Origin of the sequence: Novosphingobium sp. PC22D (genome assembly GCF_002556635.1) — a bacterium.
Classification (GTDB): Bacteria; Pseudomonadota; Alphaproteobacteria; order Sphingomonadales; family Sphingomonadaceae; genus Novosphingobium.
Window position 1 is genome coordinate 74,944 of the sequence record NZ_MWMO01000013.1, and the last position, 14,667, is coordinate 89,610.

Here is a 14,667-nt window from a genome sequence, read left to right on the forward strand (position 1 = left end):
CCCGGTTCGCCTGCTTCCCCATGGTCTTTTTTGGAATTGGCGATGGAGTGCGAAGGTATCTTGCACTGCGGCAATGCCGATATCACCCATCACTTTTATTCGGCACGCGGACACAAAACCGCCTCGCAATCGGGCATCGGCGGCGAAGGCGGCGCTTCGTGGCGCGCACCATCGCTGCGTGCGTCAGGACGCGACCTCGGCCTTTTCCGCGGGATCGCCCGCCGTTTCGAACCAGTCGGCGATCTGGCTTCCGGTCATGAAGCTCGCGTCGTCGCGCTCGACAAGCAGGTCGAGCATCCTTTCGAACCAGAAGAAGCGGTGCGGCGCGCCGATGAGGTGCGGATGCATCCCGATCGTCAGGATGCGCGGCTGGCCCGCCGCGATCTCGGGGGCAAAAGTCGCGATCGTGGTCTCGAGCCGCTCGAAGATTTCGCGCGAGCTGTGCTTCTCGACCGCATAGATGACGCTGTCGTTGATCTCGAGCGAATAGGGGATGCCGATCATCGGCCCGCTCGCGGTGCGCATCCAGAACGGCAGATCGTCAAGCAGCCAGTCGCAGCAGTAGCGCACGCCCGCGGCGGCGAGAATATCGAGCGTTTCGCTGCTCTGCCGCAGCCCTGGGCCGAGCCAGCCCGCGACGGGCTTGCCGGTGAAGGCGGCGATTTTCGCGATCGCTTCTCCGATGAGCGCGGCCTCCCCGTCCTCGGCGGTGAGCGCCTTCTGGTGGAGGCCATGGCCCATGACTTCCCAGCCCGCGTCGAGCACGGCCTGCGCCAGCGTGGGATAGTTGTCGATCACGCCGGCGTTGAAGGCGCAGGTCACGGGCAGGGCACGCCGCGAGAGACTCTCGAACAGGCGCGGCATGCCGCAGCGCATACCGTATTCGGCCCAGGCGAAATTGGGCACGTCGGGCACGGCTTCGGCGCCGTGGGGAGCCGGCAGCAGCTTGCGCGGCATCGGGTGGTCGAAGCGCCAGCTCTCGATATTGACCACGATGTGAACAATCAGGCCGCCGCCGGGCGGGGGCGCGATCGGCGCGCGCTGCGAGGAGAGGCTGAAGGGGACGCGCGGGTTCGTGGTCATCGGCTCAGAGCCCCTTCGTGGCGCCGCCGTCGGCGGTCAGCGAGGTGCCGACGAGCATGTCGGTCGCGTCAGAAAGCATCATCGCGGCGAGGCGCCCGATGTCCTCGGGCTCGGCGATCCGGCCCAGCGGCTGGCTCTTGAGCAGGTCCGCCTCGATCTCGGCCGGCGAGCGCGGGTCGGCGCTCGCCATGCGCTCGAGCATCCCGCTCCAGCGATCGGTCCGCGTGGGGCCGGGATTGAGCGCGTTGATGCGGATGCCCTTGGGCGCGACCACGTCGGCAAGGCCCCGGATTACCGCGAGGCAGGCCGCGTTGGCGGCCGATCCGGGCAGCATCATGCCGTTGGGCTGGCGTCCGTTGTTGCCGACGATGACGAGGATCTTGCCGTGCCCGGCCTCGGCCATCGGCGGGATCAGCGCGCGCAGCGCCCGCACCATGCCCAGGAACTTGAGGTCGAGCGCGTCGGTCCAGACGGCATCGTCGAGTGTCTCGAATGCGCCGCCCTGCGCCGCGCCCGCGCTGATCACGGCGAGGTCGATCGAACCCAGCGCGGCCACGGCCTGTGCGACGCAGCGCTCGGCATCCCCCTCGCGGGTGAGATCGGCGGTCAGGCCGGTTGCGCCGGGCAGCCGCTCGCCGGTTGCCCGCAGCGACGCTTCGCTCCGCCCGGTGTACGCCATGCGCACGCCCTCGGCATGAAGCGCCGCCGCCGCGGCCGCGCCGATGCCCCGGCTGCCGCCGAAGACCAGCGCGCTCCTGCCCTCGAGCCCGAGGTTCACAGTCCCGTCTCCAGGCCGGCAGCCTTGAAGGCGCCCCAGTCGCACAGCGCGATCGCCCGGCCCGCGTCGCTCGCCTGCTCGATGGTGCGCAGGAAGGCAAAGACCTCGTCCTGGCGCTCGGCGCTGAGCAGGCCCGAGGCGTTGTCGGCGAACTTGCTTTCGAGCTGGCTGTCGGTGAGCGGGTTGTCCGGACCGCCGCGATAGGCCTCGTCCGCCCAGCGTTCGAGCACGCGGCCGTCCTTCAGGCGCACCGCGACGCGCGAGCGGATCTTGTCCCAGCCCATCGCGTCGATCGCCTCGTCGTGATGAGTCTCGATACGCGCCTGCATCGCCTGGCACGCGGGCGAGGCGACGAATTCGTCGGTGAACTCGTCCTTGCCGCAGCGGCCGCGCAGCGCGATCGCGGCGAGCAGGAAGGCGAAGGAGAACTTGCCCTCCAGCTCGGTTTTGGCGATGCGAAAGCGGATCGGGCCGAGCACGTTGAAGCCGGCATGGAGCACGATGCTGTCGATCGCATCCGCCGCGATGCCCTCGTCGCACATCAGGAACAGCAGCGCGTCCATGCTCGGGTGCGTGAGCACGCCGGAGGGATAGGGCTTGATGCTCACGCCCGGCGTGACCATCGAATAGGGCGCGCCGAAGCGATCGCGAACCAGTTCGGGTTCGCCGCCCGGCCCGGCGATCGTGAGATAGCCCCACTTGCCGTCGAGCGCCTCGGTGTTCGCCGAAAAGCCTTCGCGCGCGAGCAGCGCGGCGGTGACGCCGTTCTCGGCGGCGCGGCCGACGTGGAAGGGCTTGGTCATCGTTCCGAAGTTGGCGCGCACGCCCGCCGCGCACGACGCGGCGATACCGATCGCGCGGGCTGTGGCGGCCGCATCGAGGCCAAGCATGCGGCAAGCGGCGGCGGTCGCGGCGAAGGTCCCGATCGTACCGCTGGTGTGGAAGCCGCGCATGTAGTGCTCGGGGTTGATCGCCTCGGCAATCTTGCAGCCCACCTCGAAGCCGGTCGCGAAGGCGTCGACGAAGCGGCCGCCGTCCACCGGCGCGCCGGTCTCGGCGGCAACCTGGTCGAGCAGCGCGAGCGAGGCGGCGAGCGGCGGCACCGTGGGGTGCATCAGCAACCCGTAGGGACGGCCCGGGCCTTCGGCGAGCTGCGTGTCGTCCCAGTCCATCGCGTGGCCCGCGGTCCCGGTCCAAAGCGCGGCGAGATGCGGCGGCAGCTTCACGTCACCCGCGCCGAGCGGACGGCTGGTTCCGTTGCCGCCGGTCGCCGCGATGTAGCGTGCGAGCGGGGCCATGCCGGGCTGCTGGCTGCCGCCGACCATCACGGCGAGGCCGTCGAGAATGCAGCGGCGGGCAAGGCGCAGGTGCTCGCCGCTCGGCACGTCGGGCGCCGGACGGCAGATGAACGCGACGACGGCGTGGGTAAGCGTGCTTGAGGTCATTCAGGAGTTCCAGACGGCCAGGATTTCATCAACGGACGGCGTCGCGCCGAAGCGGTGGCGCACGTTCTCGAGCGCAGCTTCGTGAAGGCGCTCGTGCCACGACGCGCAGGCCTGGGGCGGAACGAGCACCGCGTAGCCAAGCTCGAAACCGGCGCGGAACGTGGTCTCGACGCAGACGTTGGTCGACACTCCGGTGACGACGATGGTGCGCACGTCGCGCGCGCGCAGCAGCAGGTCGAGGCTCGTGGCCGTAAACGCACTGTAGCGGTGCTTGCGGATTTCCAGCTCGCCTTTGACAGGTGCGAGCGCGTCGACGAACTCGGCGCCCTCGCTCCCGGCGATGCACAAGTCGGGTGCCGAGACGGTGGCGCCGCGGCGTTTCTGCAGCCAGGTGTCGGAATCACTGCCGTGGTCGGGCAAGGTCCAGAATCCGACGTGGGCGACGGTGACCCCGCTCGCGCGGGCGCCTTCGAGCAGTCTCGCGATCTGCGGCATCGCGCGGTTGGCGGGGCCGAGATCGCGCCCGGCACGTTCGGCGCCGAAGCCGGGTGTGCAGAAGTCCTTCTGCATGTCGACGATCAGCAGCGCCGTACGCGCGGGGCGGGCCAGTTCGGCCAGGCTGTCCATCATCTCGCGAATGGGCTGCTCCTCTTCGTTTTCCGGCAGGCTGTGCGACGAGTCATAGGATGTGGCAGGCCGGGCTCCGTGTGGGCTGTGCACCGGTATTCACTAGGTGGTCAGCGCCTCGCGGCGGGACTGATGCCCCGCCGGGCTTCAGCCTAGCGGCAAGGGATCGGACGCGCTGAGGAGAAGCAGAGGATGGCCACGCTTTCGGGAATCACCGTGGTTTCGCTGGAGCAGGCGGTGGCGGCGCCCTTGTGCACGGCAAGGCTCGCCGATTCCGGCGCGCGCGTGATCAAGATCGAGCGTCCCGAAGGCGACTTCGCGCGCGGTTACGATCATGTCGTGCAAGGTGAGAGCGCCTATTTCGTGTGGCTCAATCGCGGCAAGCAGTCGTGCGTCGCCAATCTCAAGGACGAGGCCGATCTCGCGCTGGTCAGGGCAATGATCGCGCGCGCAGACGTCTTCGTGCAGAACCTCGCGCCGGGCGCGATCGACCGGCTGGGCCTGTCGATCGGGAGCCTGCGCGCGCGGCACCGGCGGCTGATCTGCTGCTCGATTTCGGGCTTCGGCGAGGAGGGGCCCTATCGCGACGCCAAGGCCTACGACCTTCTGGTGCAGGCCGAGACGGGGCTGGCCTCGATCACCGGCACGCCCGAAGCGCCGGGCCGGGTCGGCGTCTCGATCGCGGACATCGCCTGCGGCACCAATGCCTACGCCGCGATCCTCGATGCTCTGCTCGCTCGCGAACGGACCGGCGAGGGCTCGACCCTTGCCGTCTCGCTGTTCGACAGCCTCGCCGAGTGGATGGCCGTGCCGCTGTTGCACCACGACTATGGCGGCAAGGCGCCCTCGCGCGTGGGCATGGCGCATCCCTCGATCGCGCCGTACGGGACCTATCGCTGTGGTGACGGCACCGCGATCGTCGTCGCCGTCCAGAACGAGCGCGAATGGGCGAGCTTTTGCGCGCGGGTCCTGTGTGATGAGACGCTGGCCACGCGTCCGGAGTTTTCGAGCAATTCGTCGCGCTGCGCGAACCGGGTAATGCTCGACAAGGCGATCGGCGCCGCGCTTGCCCCGATCGACGGCGCCGAGTTCGCGCGGCGGCTCGACGCGGCACGCATCGCCCACGGCCGATTGAACGGCGTTGACGGCTTGTCGAGCCATCCGCAGTTGCGCCGGGTCGAGGTCGATACGCCCGGCGGCGCGGCGGTCATTCCCGCGCCGCCGGCGGTGCGCAACGGTGACAGCCGGCCCACCTTGGGCCCCGTCCCGGCGATCGGCGCGGACACTGCCGCGCTGCGCGAGGAATTTGGAAGCTGAGAGGCGAACCGCTCAGAACGAGCGCGGCATGCCCAGAACGTGCTCGCCGATATAGGACAGCACGAGGTTCGCGCTGATCGGCGCGACCTGGTAGAGGCGGGTCTCGCGGAACTTGCGTTCGATGTCGTATTCGCAGGCGAAGCCGAAGCCGCCGTAGGTCTGCATGCAGGCGTTGGCCGCTTCCCACGAGGCCTTGGCCGCAAGGTGCTTGGCCATGTTCGCCTCGGCGCCGCAAGGCTTGTGCGCGTCGAACAGGTCGCAGGCGCGGAAACGCATGAGATCGGCCGCGCGCACTTCCATGTAGCTTTCCGCGATCGGAAACTGGACGCCCTGGTTCTGGCCGATCGGCCGCCCGAAGACGACGCGCTCGCCCGCATAGGCCGCGGCGCGATCGACGAACCAGTAGCCGTCGCCGATGCATTCCGCCGCGATCAGCGTGCGTTCGGCGTTGAGACCGTCGAGGATGTACTTGAAGCCCTTGCCTTCCTCGCCGATCAGATTCTCGGCGGGGATTTCGAGATCCTCGAAGAACAGCTCGTTGGTCTCATGGTTGACCATGTTGGCGATCGGCTGGACGGTCAGGGCGCCGCTCGCGATCGCCGCTTTCACGTCGACGATGAAGATCGACAGGCCTTCGCTGCGCTTCTTCACTTCGGCAAGCGGCGTGGTGCGCGCAAGCAGGATCATCAGATCGGTATGCTGCACCCGGCTGATCCAGACCTTCTGACCGTTGACGACATAGCGCTCGCCCTTGCGCACGGCGGTCGTCTTGAGCTTGGTGGTGTCGGTGCCGGTGGTCGGCTCGGTCACCGCCATCGATTGCAGGCGCAGCTCGCCCGAGGCGATCCTTGGCAGGTAGTCGCGCTTCTGCGCCTCCGAGCCGTGCCGCACGAGCGTGCCCATGTTGTACATCTGCCCGTGGCACGCGCCGGCATTGCCGCCGCCGCGGTTGATCTCTTCCATGATCACCGAAGCCTCGGCGAGGCCCAGGCCCGAGCCGCCGTACTGCTCGGGAATCAGCGCCGCGAGCCAGCCGTCGCGGACCAGCGCGTCGACGAATTCCTCGGGATAGCCGCGCGCCGCGTCCACCTTGCGGAAGTATTCGTCGGAGAACTGCCCGACCAGCGCCCGCACCGCTTCCCGAATCGGCAGGTGGGGATCGTCCTGTTCGAGCGGTACCATGATCTCAAGCCTCGCTTTTCGTCCGTTCGTCTCAGTGACGGCTCGATCGTGCACTTGCCAGCCCCTTGGCGCGTCAGACAGGTCGCGCGATCGCATGTCCACGAGGCGAACATTGCAACTTCCGGAATGCCGCGTTTCAAGCGAGTCTGGCCTAGCAACGGGGTGACAGCCAACTTCGGGAAAGAGACCGCCATGGAAAACGTGATCATTGCAGGCGGCGGCATCGCCGGCCTCAGCGCCGCGCTCGCGCTGCTGCAGAAGGGCGTGAAGGTACGCCTCTACGAGCAGGCGAAGGAGTTCGCCGAAGTCGGGGCCGGGATCACGCTGTCGCAGCCGGCCAGTCGCGGCCTGTTCTCGCTCGGGCTGCAGGACGTGATCGAAAAGGCGGCCGACATTCCCGCGCGCGCGGGTGCGGTCGATTTCGAGACCGGCGAGCCCGAGGAGGGTCCCGATCTCATGCAGACCGCGCGCGAGGCGGGAGAGATTCCCTATTACTACCAGATCCACCGCGCCGACCTTCACGAGATCCTGGCCGATGCGGTGCGGGCCGCGGACAGCGAGTGCATCACGCTCGGCAAGGCGGTGGTCGATCTCGCGCAGGATGCCGAGGGCGTCACCGTCACCTTCCAGGACGGCAGCGAGGCGCGCGGCGACGTGTTGCTCGGAGCCGACGGCATCAATTCGCGCGTGCGCGCACTGCTGTTCGGTGAGGAAAACCCGCGCTTCACCGGCCAGGTCGCCTATCGCTTCCTCGTGCCCGTGGCCGATGTCGCAGACTATCTCGGCCACGGCGCCTCGGTGAAGTACACGGGGCAGGGCAAGACGCTGCTGCGCTACATCATCCGCCACGGCACGCTGGTGAACGGCGTCGGGTTCGTGCCGACCGATTCGTGGACGGAAGAAGGCTGGTCGACTCCGGTCGAGCACGAGGAACTGCTCGAGAAGTTCGCCGGCGCCAACCCGGAACTAGAGGAACTGCTGAAGCGGGCGCCGATCGACGGCACGCGCAAGTGGGCGCTGTTCGATCGCGATCCGATCGAGCGGTGGGTCGTCGGGCGCGTCGCGCTGCTCGGCGACGGCGCGCATCCGATGCTGCCGTTCCTCGGGCTGGGCGCGGCGATGGGCATCGAGGACGCGGTCGTGCTCGGCCGTGCGCTCACCAGCGGCAAGCCCCTGGAAGAAGCGCTGGCGATCTACGAGGCGACGCGCAAGGACCGGGCGAACGGCGTGCTGCTGCAATCGCGCGCGCAGGGCCTTGCCGATCAGTCGGGTGGCGTCGCCACGGCGCGGCCGCTCGATCATCAGCAGCTCATGGCCTACGATCCCGCCTCGGTGCCGCTCGCGGCCTGAGCGCGCCTCGAGGGGCGGCGGTTTCGAGGTCGTCGGGACCGCGCCCCTCGGGCAACCGGTTGACGATCGCAAGGACGCCGGGAGCGGGAAACCGCGGGGGTCGATCATATCCCGCGCACGGAGCGTGGCCGATGCCGCACCGGCCCCCTGTCGGGCCTTCGCGGCGCTTATGCCAGCACGGTGCGGCCGAGGCGGCGCCCAAAGGTGATCGCCGATGAGACGATCGACCCGCTCAGAAAGCCCAGTCCCAGAAACCCGATGCCGATCGCCTCGCCCGCGGCATGAAGCCCCTCGATCCGCGATCCGTCCGCGCGCAGCGCGGCGAGGCTTTCGTCGACGCGGATGCCGGGGTAGGAACTGATGGCGTAGCCGTAGTGGCGCACCGCGTAGAAGGGCGGCTTTTCGATCGGCGCGGGCAGGTGTTCGCGTTCGAACATGTCGCTGCCGACCGCCTGGCCCTGGTTGTAGAAGCGGATCGAGCGCGCCAGCGGATCGGCAGGCACGCCCATCGCTGCCGCGAGTTCGGCGATCGAGTCGGCCCGCACGTAGTCGCTATCGGGGCCGGAGAACTTTTCTTCCACCGTCTCGGGCGGGAACTTCAGAAGCGGCGGCGAGGCCCAGCGCACGCCTTCGTCGTAGACGACCCAGAAGCCCCAGTCGGTCTGGCGCTGCACGGCGCGCTCGCGGGCGAAGATGTGCGTCTCGTCCTCGCGCATGAAGCGTTCGCCTTCGAGATTGACGTAGATTTCCCAGGGCTGGCGTATCGCGGGCAGGATCGTCGAGTGAATCCAGGCCGAAGGCGGTCCGCCGATGTCGCGCACCGCGCCGAAGTTGGGCAGCACATAGTCGTCGAACCAGGTCGTCCCGCCGATCGCGCGGACCGCGTCGATACCGTCGCCGACCACCGTGGGCAGTCCGTAGCGCAGCGGGCTGAAGCCGTAGAAGTCGCGCCATTTCGCATCGCTGCCGCTGAAGCCCCCGGCGGTGACGATCACCGCGTCGCCGCCAAGTTCGATTTCGGTGCCCGCGCGTTGCGCGCGAATGCCCGTCACCCGGCCGTCATGCGTGAGGAACCCGGTGCAGCGGGTGCCGGTCATGATCTCGATCCGCGCGCCGTTCGCGGCGGCCTGGTCGAGCGCGTCGCGATAGGCGGCGATCACGCCGAGGCCGAGGCCGGAGCTGCGGTAGGTGCGCGGCACCGCGTAAAGGTCGTGTTCGGGCGCGAAGACCGCGGTGTCAGGATCGCTGCGCCAGCCGATCGAAAGCAGCCATTCGATCGTCTCGGGCGCCTCGTCGACCCAGCGCCGCACGAGCGGCGCGAAGCCGGTGCCGTGGTTGATGCGCTGATAGTCGGCGAAGTGGCCGTCGGGCGAATCCGCGATCGCGTTGCGCTGCTGGATCGATGTGCCCGCGGCGCTGATCGAGGCGGTCGACAAGTGCAGCGTGCCGCCGATGTCGTCGGCCGCCTCGACCAGGGCGACGCGCAGCCCGCGCTTCGCCGCTTCAAGCGCGGCGGGAATGCCGGCGGTTCCGGCGCCGACGACGATGACGTCATGGTTCTGCATCAAGGGTCCGCTCGTCAACGATTGGCCGTTTGGCATCTGGCAGCGCTGCCGTCGGTCAGGCGGCGGCCTGGTCCAGGAAGCCGCTGCCCAGCCGGGCGATGTCGTCCGGTGTGGTGCCATCGGCATGGAGCACGACCCGCGTTTGCGGCATGAGCGCCCGAACCTCGTCGAGCGAATGCCGCAGCGGGTCCCACGATTGGCAGGTGACCAGCGCCGGGTGCGCGATGCGCGCGATCGCGGCCGGCACGTCGTAGGAAAACGCGGCGCGATAGGCGAGGTGATAGGTCCCGATCGCCTTCATCACGTCGACCAGCATCGGATGGATGAAGCCCGGCGGCGGCAGGCCGCGGTCGGTTCGATGCTCCGCATCGCGCTTGAAGTAGGGGTAGAACAGCATCATGTCGCGGCAGAACTGGTAGGCCCACTGCACATAGCCGCCGTGCTCGTCGAGTTCGATCTCGGGCGCGTAGTTCGCCAGCATTTCCTCGCGCCCGGCTTCGTCGAGCACCATCACGCCGTCGAGCACGAGCCTGCGCACCCGGTCGGGGTGATGGGCCGAAAGCTCCATCGCGATCAGCGCACCGGTATGCGTGCCGTAGAAGTCCACGCGTTCTATCCCGAGCGCGTCGAGTACGCGCACAACGCAGTCGGCGTAGTAGGCGATGCCCGTGCCGTCCTTGGCGGGCGGATCGGAATCGCCGTTGCCAAGCATGTCGGGCGCGATCACGCGGCGCGTCTCGCCGAAGGCGGCGATCAGCGGCTCGAGCCCGCGCGAGCTGCCGGGGCCGGCGTGCGCCATGTAGAGCGGCACGCCGCTGTCCTGCTGCCCCTCGCAATGGCGATAATGGACGAGGCCTTCGGCGATGCGGACGAAGGCGCGGTCGACGAGCGTGGTCATTCGGTGGGCTCCGTGATGGCGTCCAGCGCGGCGACGTGCTCATCCTCGAGGACGAGATCCGCGGCCGGAAGATTGTCGTCGAGCTGCTGCTCGCGGCTGATGCCGAACAGCACCGAGGCCACCGCCGGGCGCTGCATCGTCCACGCCAGCGCGATGTGCGAGGGCGCGACGCCGTATTGCCTGGCGAGATCGCGCAGCAGGTCGACCACGTCGTGGCCGTGCTCGATCTCGAACTTGGGCGAGATGTTGAAGGTCGCGCGGCGCGTTCCCGGCGGCGCTTCCTTGCCGCGCTCGTACTTGCCGCTGAGAAAGCCACCGGCGAGCGCGCTGTAGACGACGATGCCGAGACCCGTCTGTCTGGCGAGCGGGATCAGTTCGCGCTCCACCTGGCGGCCGAGCAGCGAGTAGTAGACCTGGTTGGCCGCGATCGGCGCATGGCCCATGCGTTCATTGATGCCTTGCATCCGCGCCGTCATCCATGCCGGCCAGTTCGAGACCGCGACGTAGCGGACCTTGCCGCTCGTAACGAGATGCTCGAAGGCGCGCGCGGTCTCTTCCAGCTGGGCTTCCGGATCGATCTGGTGGGCGTAGTAGACGTCGATCCAGTCGGTGCCGAGCCGTTTCAGGCTCTTCTCGCACTCGCGGATCACGTGCCGCGCCGACAGTCCCTTGTCGAGCGTCGAGGGGCCGACCGGCAATCCGCACTTGGTGGCGAGCACGATGTCGCCGCGCCGGTCGCCCAGCGCCTTGCCGAGCAGTTCTTCCGACTGGCCGTTCACGTACTTGTTCGAGGTATCGAACATGGTGATGCCGGCATCCATCGCCTTGCCGACGACGCGCGTCGCGGTTTCCAGGTCGATGTTCTTGACGAGGCCGGGCAGCGTTTCGCCCACGCCGAGCGAACCGGCGCCAAATCCCAGCCGCGATACGACGAGTCCCGTTCCGCCCAGTCTAGCGTAGCGCACCTTGCAGCTCCTTCATGATTTCCTGCCTCCCTCGGTGGAGGCGATCGGCCGGACCCTATCGTCCCGATCGCGGCGCGCGCGGGGCTCGTCCGCGGTCTGCTCACCACGCGATCAACCGTGGCGAACGGTGCGGGGTGTAACCCGCCTGTCCCTATCCTCGTCCGCGACGTCACCGGAGGCCAGATGACCAAGGACAAAGCTCATAGGATAGGCCCGATCGTGCTCGCGCCCGGAATCACGGCGCGCGAGGTCTTCGTCTTTCTGACCGTGACGGGCATCGCCTCGACGCTGACGGCGTTCCTCAACGTGATGCAGCCCTTCGTCTATTCCGAGGTCGTCGGCATCGGCGCGGAACAGCAGGGACGGCTCGCCGGGCAACTGATGACCGTGCAGCAGTTCAGCGTGATCCTGTTCGTCGGGCTGGCGGGCGCCTTGTCGGACCGGATCGGGCGCAAGATCCTGCTGCTCGCCGCCCTGCTGGGCTTCTGCATCAGCGCGCTCGTCTATCCGATCATCTCGGGCGTGCTCGCGCTGTTCGTGATCCGCATCTTCTTCGGCATTTCCTCGACGTTCCACACCGCGAGCGGCCCGGCCAAATTCTTCGACTATCCCGACAACGGATCGCGCGGGAAGTTCATGGCGCTGGTCATGATCTGGATGGCGATCCTCGCGGCAGCGCTGATCGGCGGCGTCGGCGCGCATCTTCCCGGCTGGCTGCAGGCGGCGGGTGCGAGCGCGCGCGAAGCGGGGACATGGGCCTTGTGGCTGGCGGCCGCTCTCGGACTGGGGGTCGCGGCGTTCGGCGCCCTGTTCATGATGAACGACCGTCCGGCCAAGCGCCCCGAGGCGAAGCCCGGGCTCGCGGGCTTCGTTTCGGGCTTTCGCGAAGTCATGGCGCAGACGCGGGGCAACCGCTCGTTCGCAACGCTGGTCGTCACTTCGTTCGTGGTGCGGACCGACGACGCCGTGATCGCTTCGTTTCTTGCTCTCTGGGTGACCATCCAGGGCGCGCGCGAGGGGCTCAGCACGGTGCACGCGCTCGAGATCGCCGGAGTGCTGACGGCGATCATCCGTTTCATGCACCTGCTGGTCCCGCCGATCCTCGGGCCGCTGCTCGACCGCTTCAGCCGCCTCGCGATGTATCTCGTGTCGATCGCCTCGGTCGGCGCGGTCTTCGTGTGCGCGCCGCTCGTGGGCAGCGTATCGGGATGGGGGATCTACGTCTTCGCCATTCTGGTCGGCACGGTGGAGGCGAGCCAGACGATCTGCCAGCAGGCCTTCTTCGGGCAGGAAGCGCCTTCGCATCTTCGGGCGACGGCCTACAGCCTGCTCGCGATCTTCGGCACGGTCAGCGTGATCGGCGCTTCGCTGGCGGCGGGCTACCTGTTCGACGCGATAGGGCCGACCGCGCCGTTCACCCTCATCGGCCTGCTTCATGTGGCCGCCGTCATCCTCAGCCTCGCGGTTCTCGGGCTGATGGGACGCGGGCGCCGGGCAGCCGGCTAGCGGCGCGGTCAGAGCAGGCTGGAGATCTCGGCCGCGCAGTCACGCAATCCGGGCATGAGGTCGCGGACGGCGGTGCGCAGGTCGATGGTCGAGGAAAACACCGCCACGGTCAGCGCGCCCTCGATCTTGTCGTCGTGCATGACCGGCACGGCGATCGCTGACGTCTTGCCGGGATTGCGGGTGTGCTGCACGAAACTGCGCGTGGCGTAACCGTCCTTCCGGATGGTCTCCAGCAGGCCGCCCTCACCGGCGAGCTGGACCATGTGGCGGGTCTCGTCGTCGCCGAACTGGTGCAACTGGCCGAGGATGGCGTCACGTACCGACTGCTCGCAATTGGCGAGGTAGATCATGCCCGCCGCGCATTCGAGGATCGGCATGGCATAGCCGCGCTCGTATTCGTTGAAGGTCAGCGAGGTCATGGCGTGGGTGGAGGCGGCGAGCACCATCGAGCGGCCGACACGCGTGGTCAGCGAGATCGGCCAGCCCACCTTGATCGTAAGCCGCTCCATCAGCGGCCGGGCCACTTCGACCAGGTTTGAGGCGTGGTCATAGCCGCTGGCGAGGGTGCGGACCTTCGCGGTCGGCCGATAGCGCTTGGTCTTGTCCTCGCGCTCGATCAGGCCTTCGTAAAGCAGCGTCTTCACGATGCGGCAGGCGGTGGGATAGGGCACGCCCGAATCCGTCGCGATCTGGGTCATCGTCAACGAGCTGTGGCTGTTGATCGCCTGCAGGACCGAGATTGCCCGACTGACCGAGCGGATCGGAATGCCGCGGTCGTTGTCGTTGCATTCGTTGTCCAGCTCCGCCTCGTTTCCACCGTAGGAACGGAGCGGGATGATCGCCCGTGTTGCCATGCAATATTTCCTCGTTGTGCAGTGCAACCATATGGCGACGGCGCAATTGTTTCAATATCAGTACATAAAAATAATAACATATTGATAAATAGTAATTAAATAAGATTTTAGGGCCGTGCAAGCGGTCATCCGGCAGCGGCGGCGACTCTCCAAAGGCGAAATCCGGGCTTGCTCGCCAGGCGATTCTTGGCCGCCCCGCTCTGGCCTGTCGGGCGACAAGCAACTAGACAAAAGCGGAAACGGAAGAGGGAATTCTGGGTGAACACGGAAAAGCGTGCGGCAACCGGTGCGAATGCCGAGCAAAGGCACCAGTTGGCGCGGGGCGCCGCGATCCCCCTTTATCATCAGATATACCTGACCTTGCGCGACGAGATCTCGCGCGGAGCCCGTCCTTTCGGTTCCGCGATGCCGACCGAGATGGAACTCGGCGAATCCTATCATGTCTCGCGCATCACGGCCCGCCGCGCGCTCGATGAACTGGCGGTGCGAGGCTATGTCGAGCGTCGCCGCAGGCTGGGCACCCGCGTCATCTATCGCGAGCCGCACAAGCCGATCGAGGCGCCGATCAACCAGGCCGTCGAGTCGCTGATCGAATTCGGTCAGAACACCGCGGTTAAGGTGATCGAGGTGACGACCGGTCCGGCCGACGAGACGATCGCCGAAAAGCTCGGCCTTTCGGAAGGCGAGCCCGCGATCCGGGCCGTGCGCGTGCGTTCGGCCAAGGGGCAGCCACTGGGCGTGATCATCAGCCATCTGCGCACGGGCCTTGGCGTTCGCTTCACGCCCGAGGATCTTACCGGCACGCCGCTGCTCTCGCTGCTGCGCGATGCGGGGATGCACATCGGCGGCGCGGTGCAGACGATCGAGGCGATGAACGCCGACCCCGAAATGGCGACGCTGCTCAAGATCGAACCGCGCGCGGCCGTGCTCCATGTCGAGCGCCTCGTGGAAAACGATCGGGGCGAAACCGTGCTGGTGACCAACGCCTACTACCGCGCAGACCGCTACCGCCTGACGCTGGACATGCACGAGACCGGGCAGTTCACCCCGCAGTTCGGCTGACTTGTCCGGACATCCGCGACCGCCTGCGACCCGAG

General features: G+C 67.7%; 13 protein-coding genes. 4 read left to right on the top strand and 9 right to left on the bottom strand.

From position 1 onward, the window contains the following. Nucleotides 1-183: 183 nt before the first annotated feature. Genes B2G71_RS17455 through B2G71_RS17470 form a run of 4 tightly spaced genes read right to left on the bottom strand, consistent with a single transcriptional unit; the run spans nt 184 to nt 4,026 of the window. Nucleotides 184-1,083, bottom strand: coding sequence for a polysaccharide deacetylase family protein (locus B2G71_RS17455; RefSeq protein ID WP_098107995.1), 900 nt, complete (start codon nt 1,081-1,083; stop codon nt 184-186). A gap of 4 nt (nt 1,084-1,087) precedes the next feature. Further along, the gene (locus tag B2G71_RS17460) at nt 1,088-1,861 is read right to left on the bottom strand and encodes an SDR family oxidoreductase (protein ID WP_168176399.1); all 774 of its coding nucleotides are present in this window, start codon (nt 1,859-1,861) and stop codon (nt 1,088-1,090) included. Further along, on the bottom strand, nt 1,858-3,306 hold the full coding sequence (locus tag B2G71_RS17465; RefSeq protein ID WP_098107997.1) for an MmgE/PrpD family protein: 1,449 nt from the start codon (nt 3,304-3,306) through the stop codon (nt 1,858-1,860). The genes B2G71_RS17460 and B2G71_RS17465 overlap by 4 nt, the downstream gene beginning before the upstream one ends. Then, a complete protein-coding gene (locus B2G71_RS17470; RefSeq protein WP_141521600.1) occupies nt 3,307-4,026 on the bottom strand; it encodes an isochorismatase family cysteine hydrolase in 720 nt (239 codons plus the stop codon). Between the two features lie 99 nt (nt 4,027-4,125). Here B2G71_RS17470 and B2G71_RS17475 point away from each other — a divergent pair, with 99 nt between their 5' ends. Then, nucleotides 4,126-5,250, top strand: coding sequence for a CoA transferase (locus B2G71_RS17475; protein ID WP_098107999.1), 1,125 nt, complete (start codon nt 4,126-4,128; stop codon nt 5,248-5,250). A gap of 12 nt (nt 5,251-5,262) precedes the next feature. On the opposite strand, the gene B2G71_RS17480 is transcribed toward B2G71_RS17475, so the two are convergent. Then, nucleotides 5,263-6,432, bottom strand: coding sequence for an acyl-CoA dehydrogenase family protein (locus B2G71_RS17480; protein WP_098108000.1), 1,170 nt, complete (start codon nt 6,430-6,432; stop codon nt 5,263-5,265). 192 nt (nt 6,433-6,624) lie between these two features. On the opposite strand from B2G71_RS17480, the gene B2G71_RS17485 reads away from it, so the two are divergent. After that, on the top strand, nt 6,625-7,782 hold the full coding sequence (locus B2G71_RS17485; RefSeq protein ID WP_168176400.1) for an FAD-dependent monooxygenase: 1,158 nt from the start codon (nt 6,625-6,627) through the stop codon (nt 7,780-7,782). Nucleotides 7,783-7,949: 167 nt separating this feature from the next. Here B2G71_RS17485 and B2G71_RS17490 read toward each other — a convergent pair whose 3' ends face one another. Genes B2G71_RS17490 through B2G71_RS17500 form a run of 3 tightly spaced genes read right to left on the bottom strand, consistent with a single transcriptional unit; the run spans nt 7,950 to nt 11,210 of the window. Then, nucleotides 7,950-9,347 carry an FAD-dependent oxidoreductase gene (locus B2G71_RS17490; RefSeq protein WP_240530210.1) on the bottom strand — a complete coding sequence of 466 codons (1,398 nt, stop codon included), beginning with the start codon at nt 9,345-9,347 and terminating at the stop codon, nt 7,950-7,952. Nucleotides 9,348-9,402: 55 nt separating this feature from the next. Beyond that, nucleotides 9,403-10,245 carry an alpha/beta hydrolase gene (locus tag B2G71_RS17495; RefSeq protein WP_098108003.1) on the bottom strand — a complete coding sequence of 281 codons (843 nt, stop codon included), beginning with the start codon at nt 10,243-10,245 and terminating at the stop codon, nt 9,403-9,405. Continuing rightward, nucleotides 10,242-11,210: an aldo/keto reductase gene (locus tag B2G71_RS17500; protein WP_098108004.1), complete on the bottom strand. Its 969-nt coding sequence runs from the start codon at nt 11,208-11,210 to the stop codon at nt 10,242-10,244. The genes B2G71_RS17495 and B2G71_RS17500 overlap by 4 nt, the downstream gene beginning before the upstream one ends. Before the next feature lie 183 nt (nt 11,211-11,393). On the opposite strand from B2G71_RS17500, the gene B2G71_RS17505 reads away from it, so the two are divergent. Next, nucleotides 11,394-12,716 (top strand): MFS transporter, encoded by a 1,323-nt coding sequence (locus B2G71_RS17505; protein ID WP_098108005.1) that lies wholly within the window; start codon nt 11,394-11,396, stop codon nt 12,714-12,716. An 8-nt stretch (nt 12,717-12,724) separates the two neighbouring features. Here the strand turns inward: B2G71_RS17505 and B2G71_RS17510 are convergent, their stop codons facing one another. Further along, the gene (locus B2G71_RS17510; RefSeq protein WP_098108006.1) at nt 12,725-13,570 is read right to left on the bottom strand and encodes a helix-turn-helix domain-containing protein; all 846 of its coding nucleotides are present in this window, start codon (nt 13,568-13,570) and stop codon (nt 12,725-12,727) included. Nucleotides 13,571-13,828: 258 nt separating this feature from the next. On the opposite strand from B2G71_RS17510, the gene B2G71_RS17515 reads away from it, so the two are divergent. Continuing rightward, nucleotides 13,829-14,632 (top strand): GntR family transcriptional regulator, encoded by an 804-nt coding sequence (locus B2G71_RS17515; RefSeq protein WP_168176402.1) that lies wholly within the window; start codon nt 13,829-13,831, stop codon nt 14,630-14,632. Nucleotides 14,633-14,667 lie beyond the last annotated feature (35 nt).

Bases quoted from the DNA above. Each gene is read 5' to 3' on its own strand.
- B2G71_RS17455 (WP_098107995.1), bottom strand. From the start codon at position 1,083: ATGACCACGAACCCGCGCGTCCCCTTCAGCCTCTCCTCGCAGCGCGCG.
- B2G71_RS17465 (WP_098107997.1), bottom strand. From the start codon at position 3,306: ATGACCTCAAGCACGCTTACCCACGCCGTCGTCGCGTTCATCTGCCGT.
- B2G71_RS17475 (WP_098107999.1), top strand. From the start codon at position 4,126: ATGGCCACGCTTTCGGGAATCACCGTGGTTTCGCTGGAGCAGGCGGTG.
- B2G71_RS17480 (WP_098108000.1), bottom strand. From the start codon at position 6,432: ATGGTACCGCTCGAACAGGACGATCCCCACCTGCCGATTCGGGAAGCG.
- B2G71_RS17485 (WP_168176400.1), top strand. From the start codon at position 6,625: ATGGAAAACGTGATCATTGCAGGCGGCGGCATCGCCGGCCTCAGCGCC.
- B2G71_RS17490 (WP_240530210.1), bottom strand. From the start codon at position 9,347: ATGCAGAACCATGACGTCATCGTCGTCGGCGCCGGAACCGCCGGCATT.
- B2G71_RS17495 (WP_098108003.1), bottom strand. From the start codon at position 10,245: ATGACCACGCTCGTCGACCGCGCCTTCGTCCGCATCGCCGAAGGCCTC.
- B2G71_RS17505 (WP_098108005.1), top strand. From the start codon at position 11,394: ATGACCAAGGACAAAGCTCATAGGATAGGCCCGATCGTGCTCGCGCCC.
- B2G71_RS17510 (WP_098108006.1), bottom strand. From the start codon at position 13,570: ATGGCAACACGGGCGATCATCCCGCTCCGTTCCTACGGTGGAAACGAG.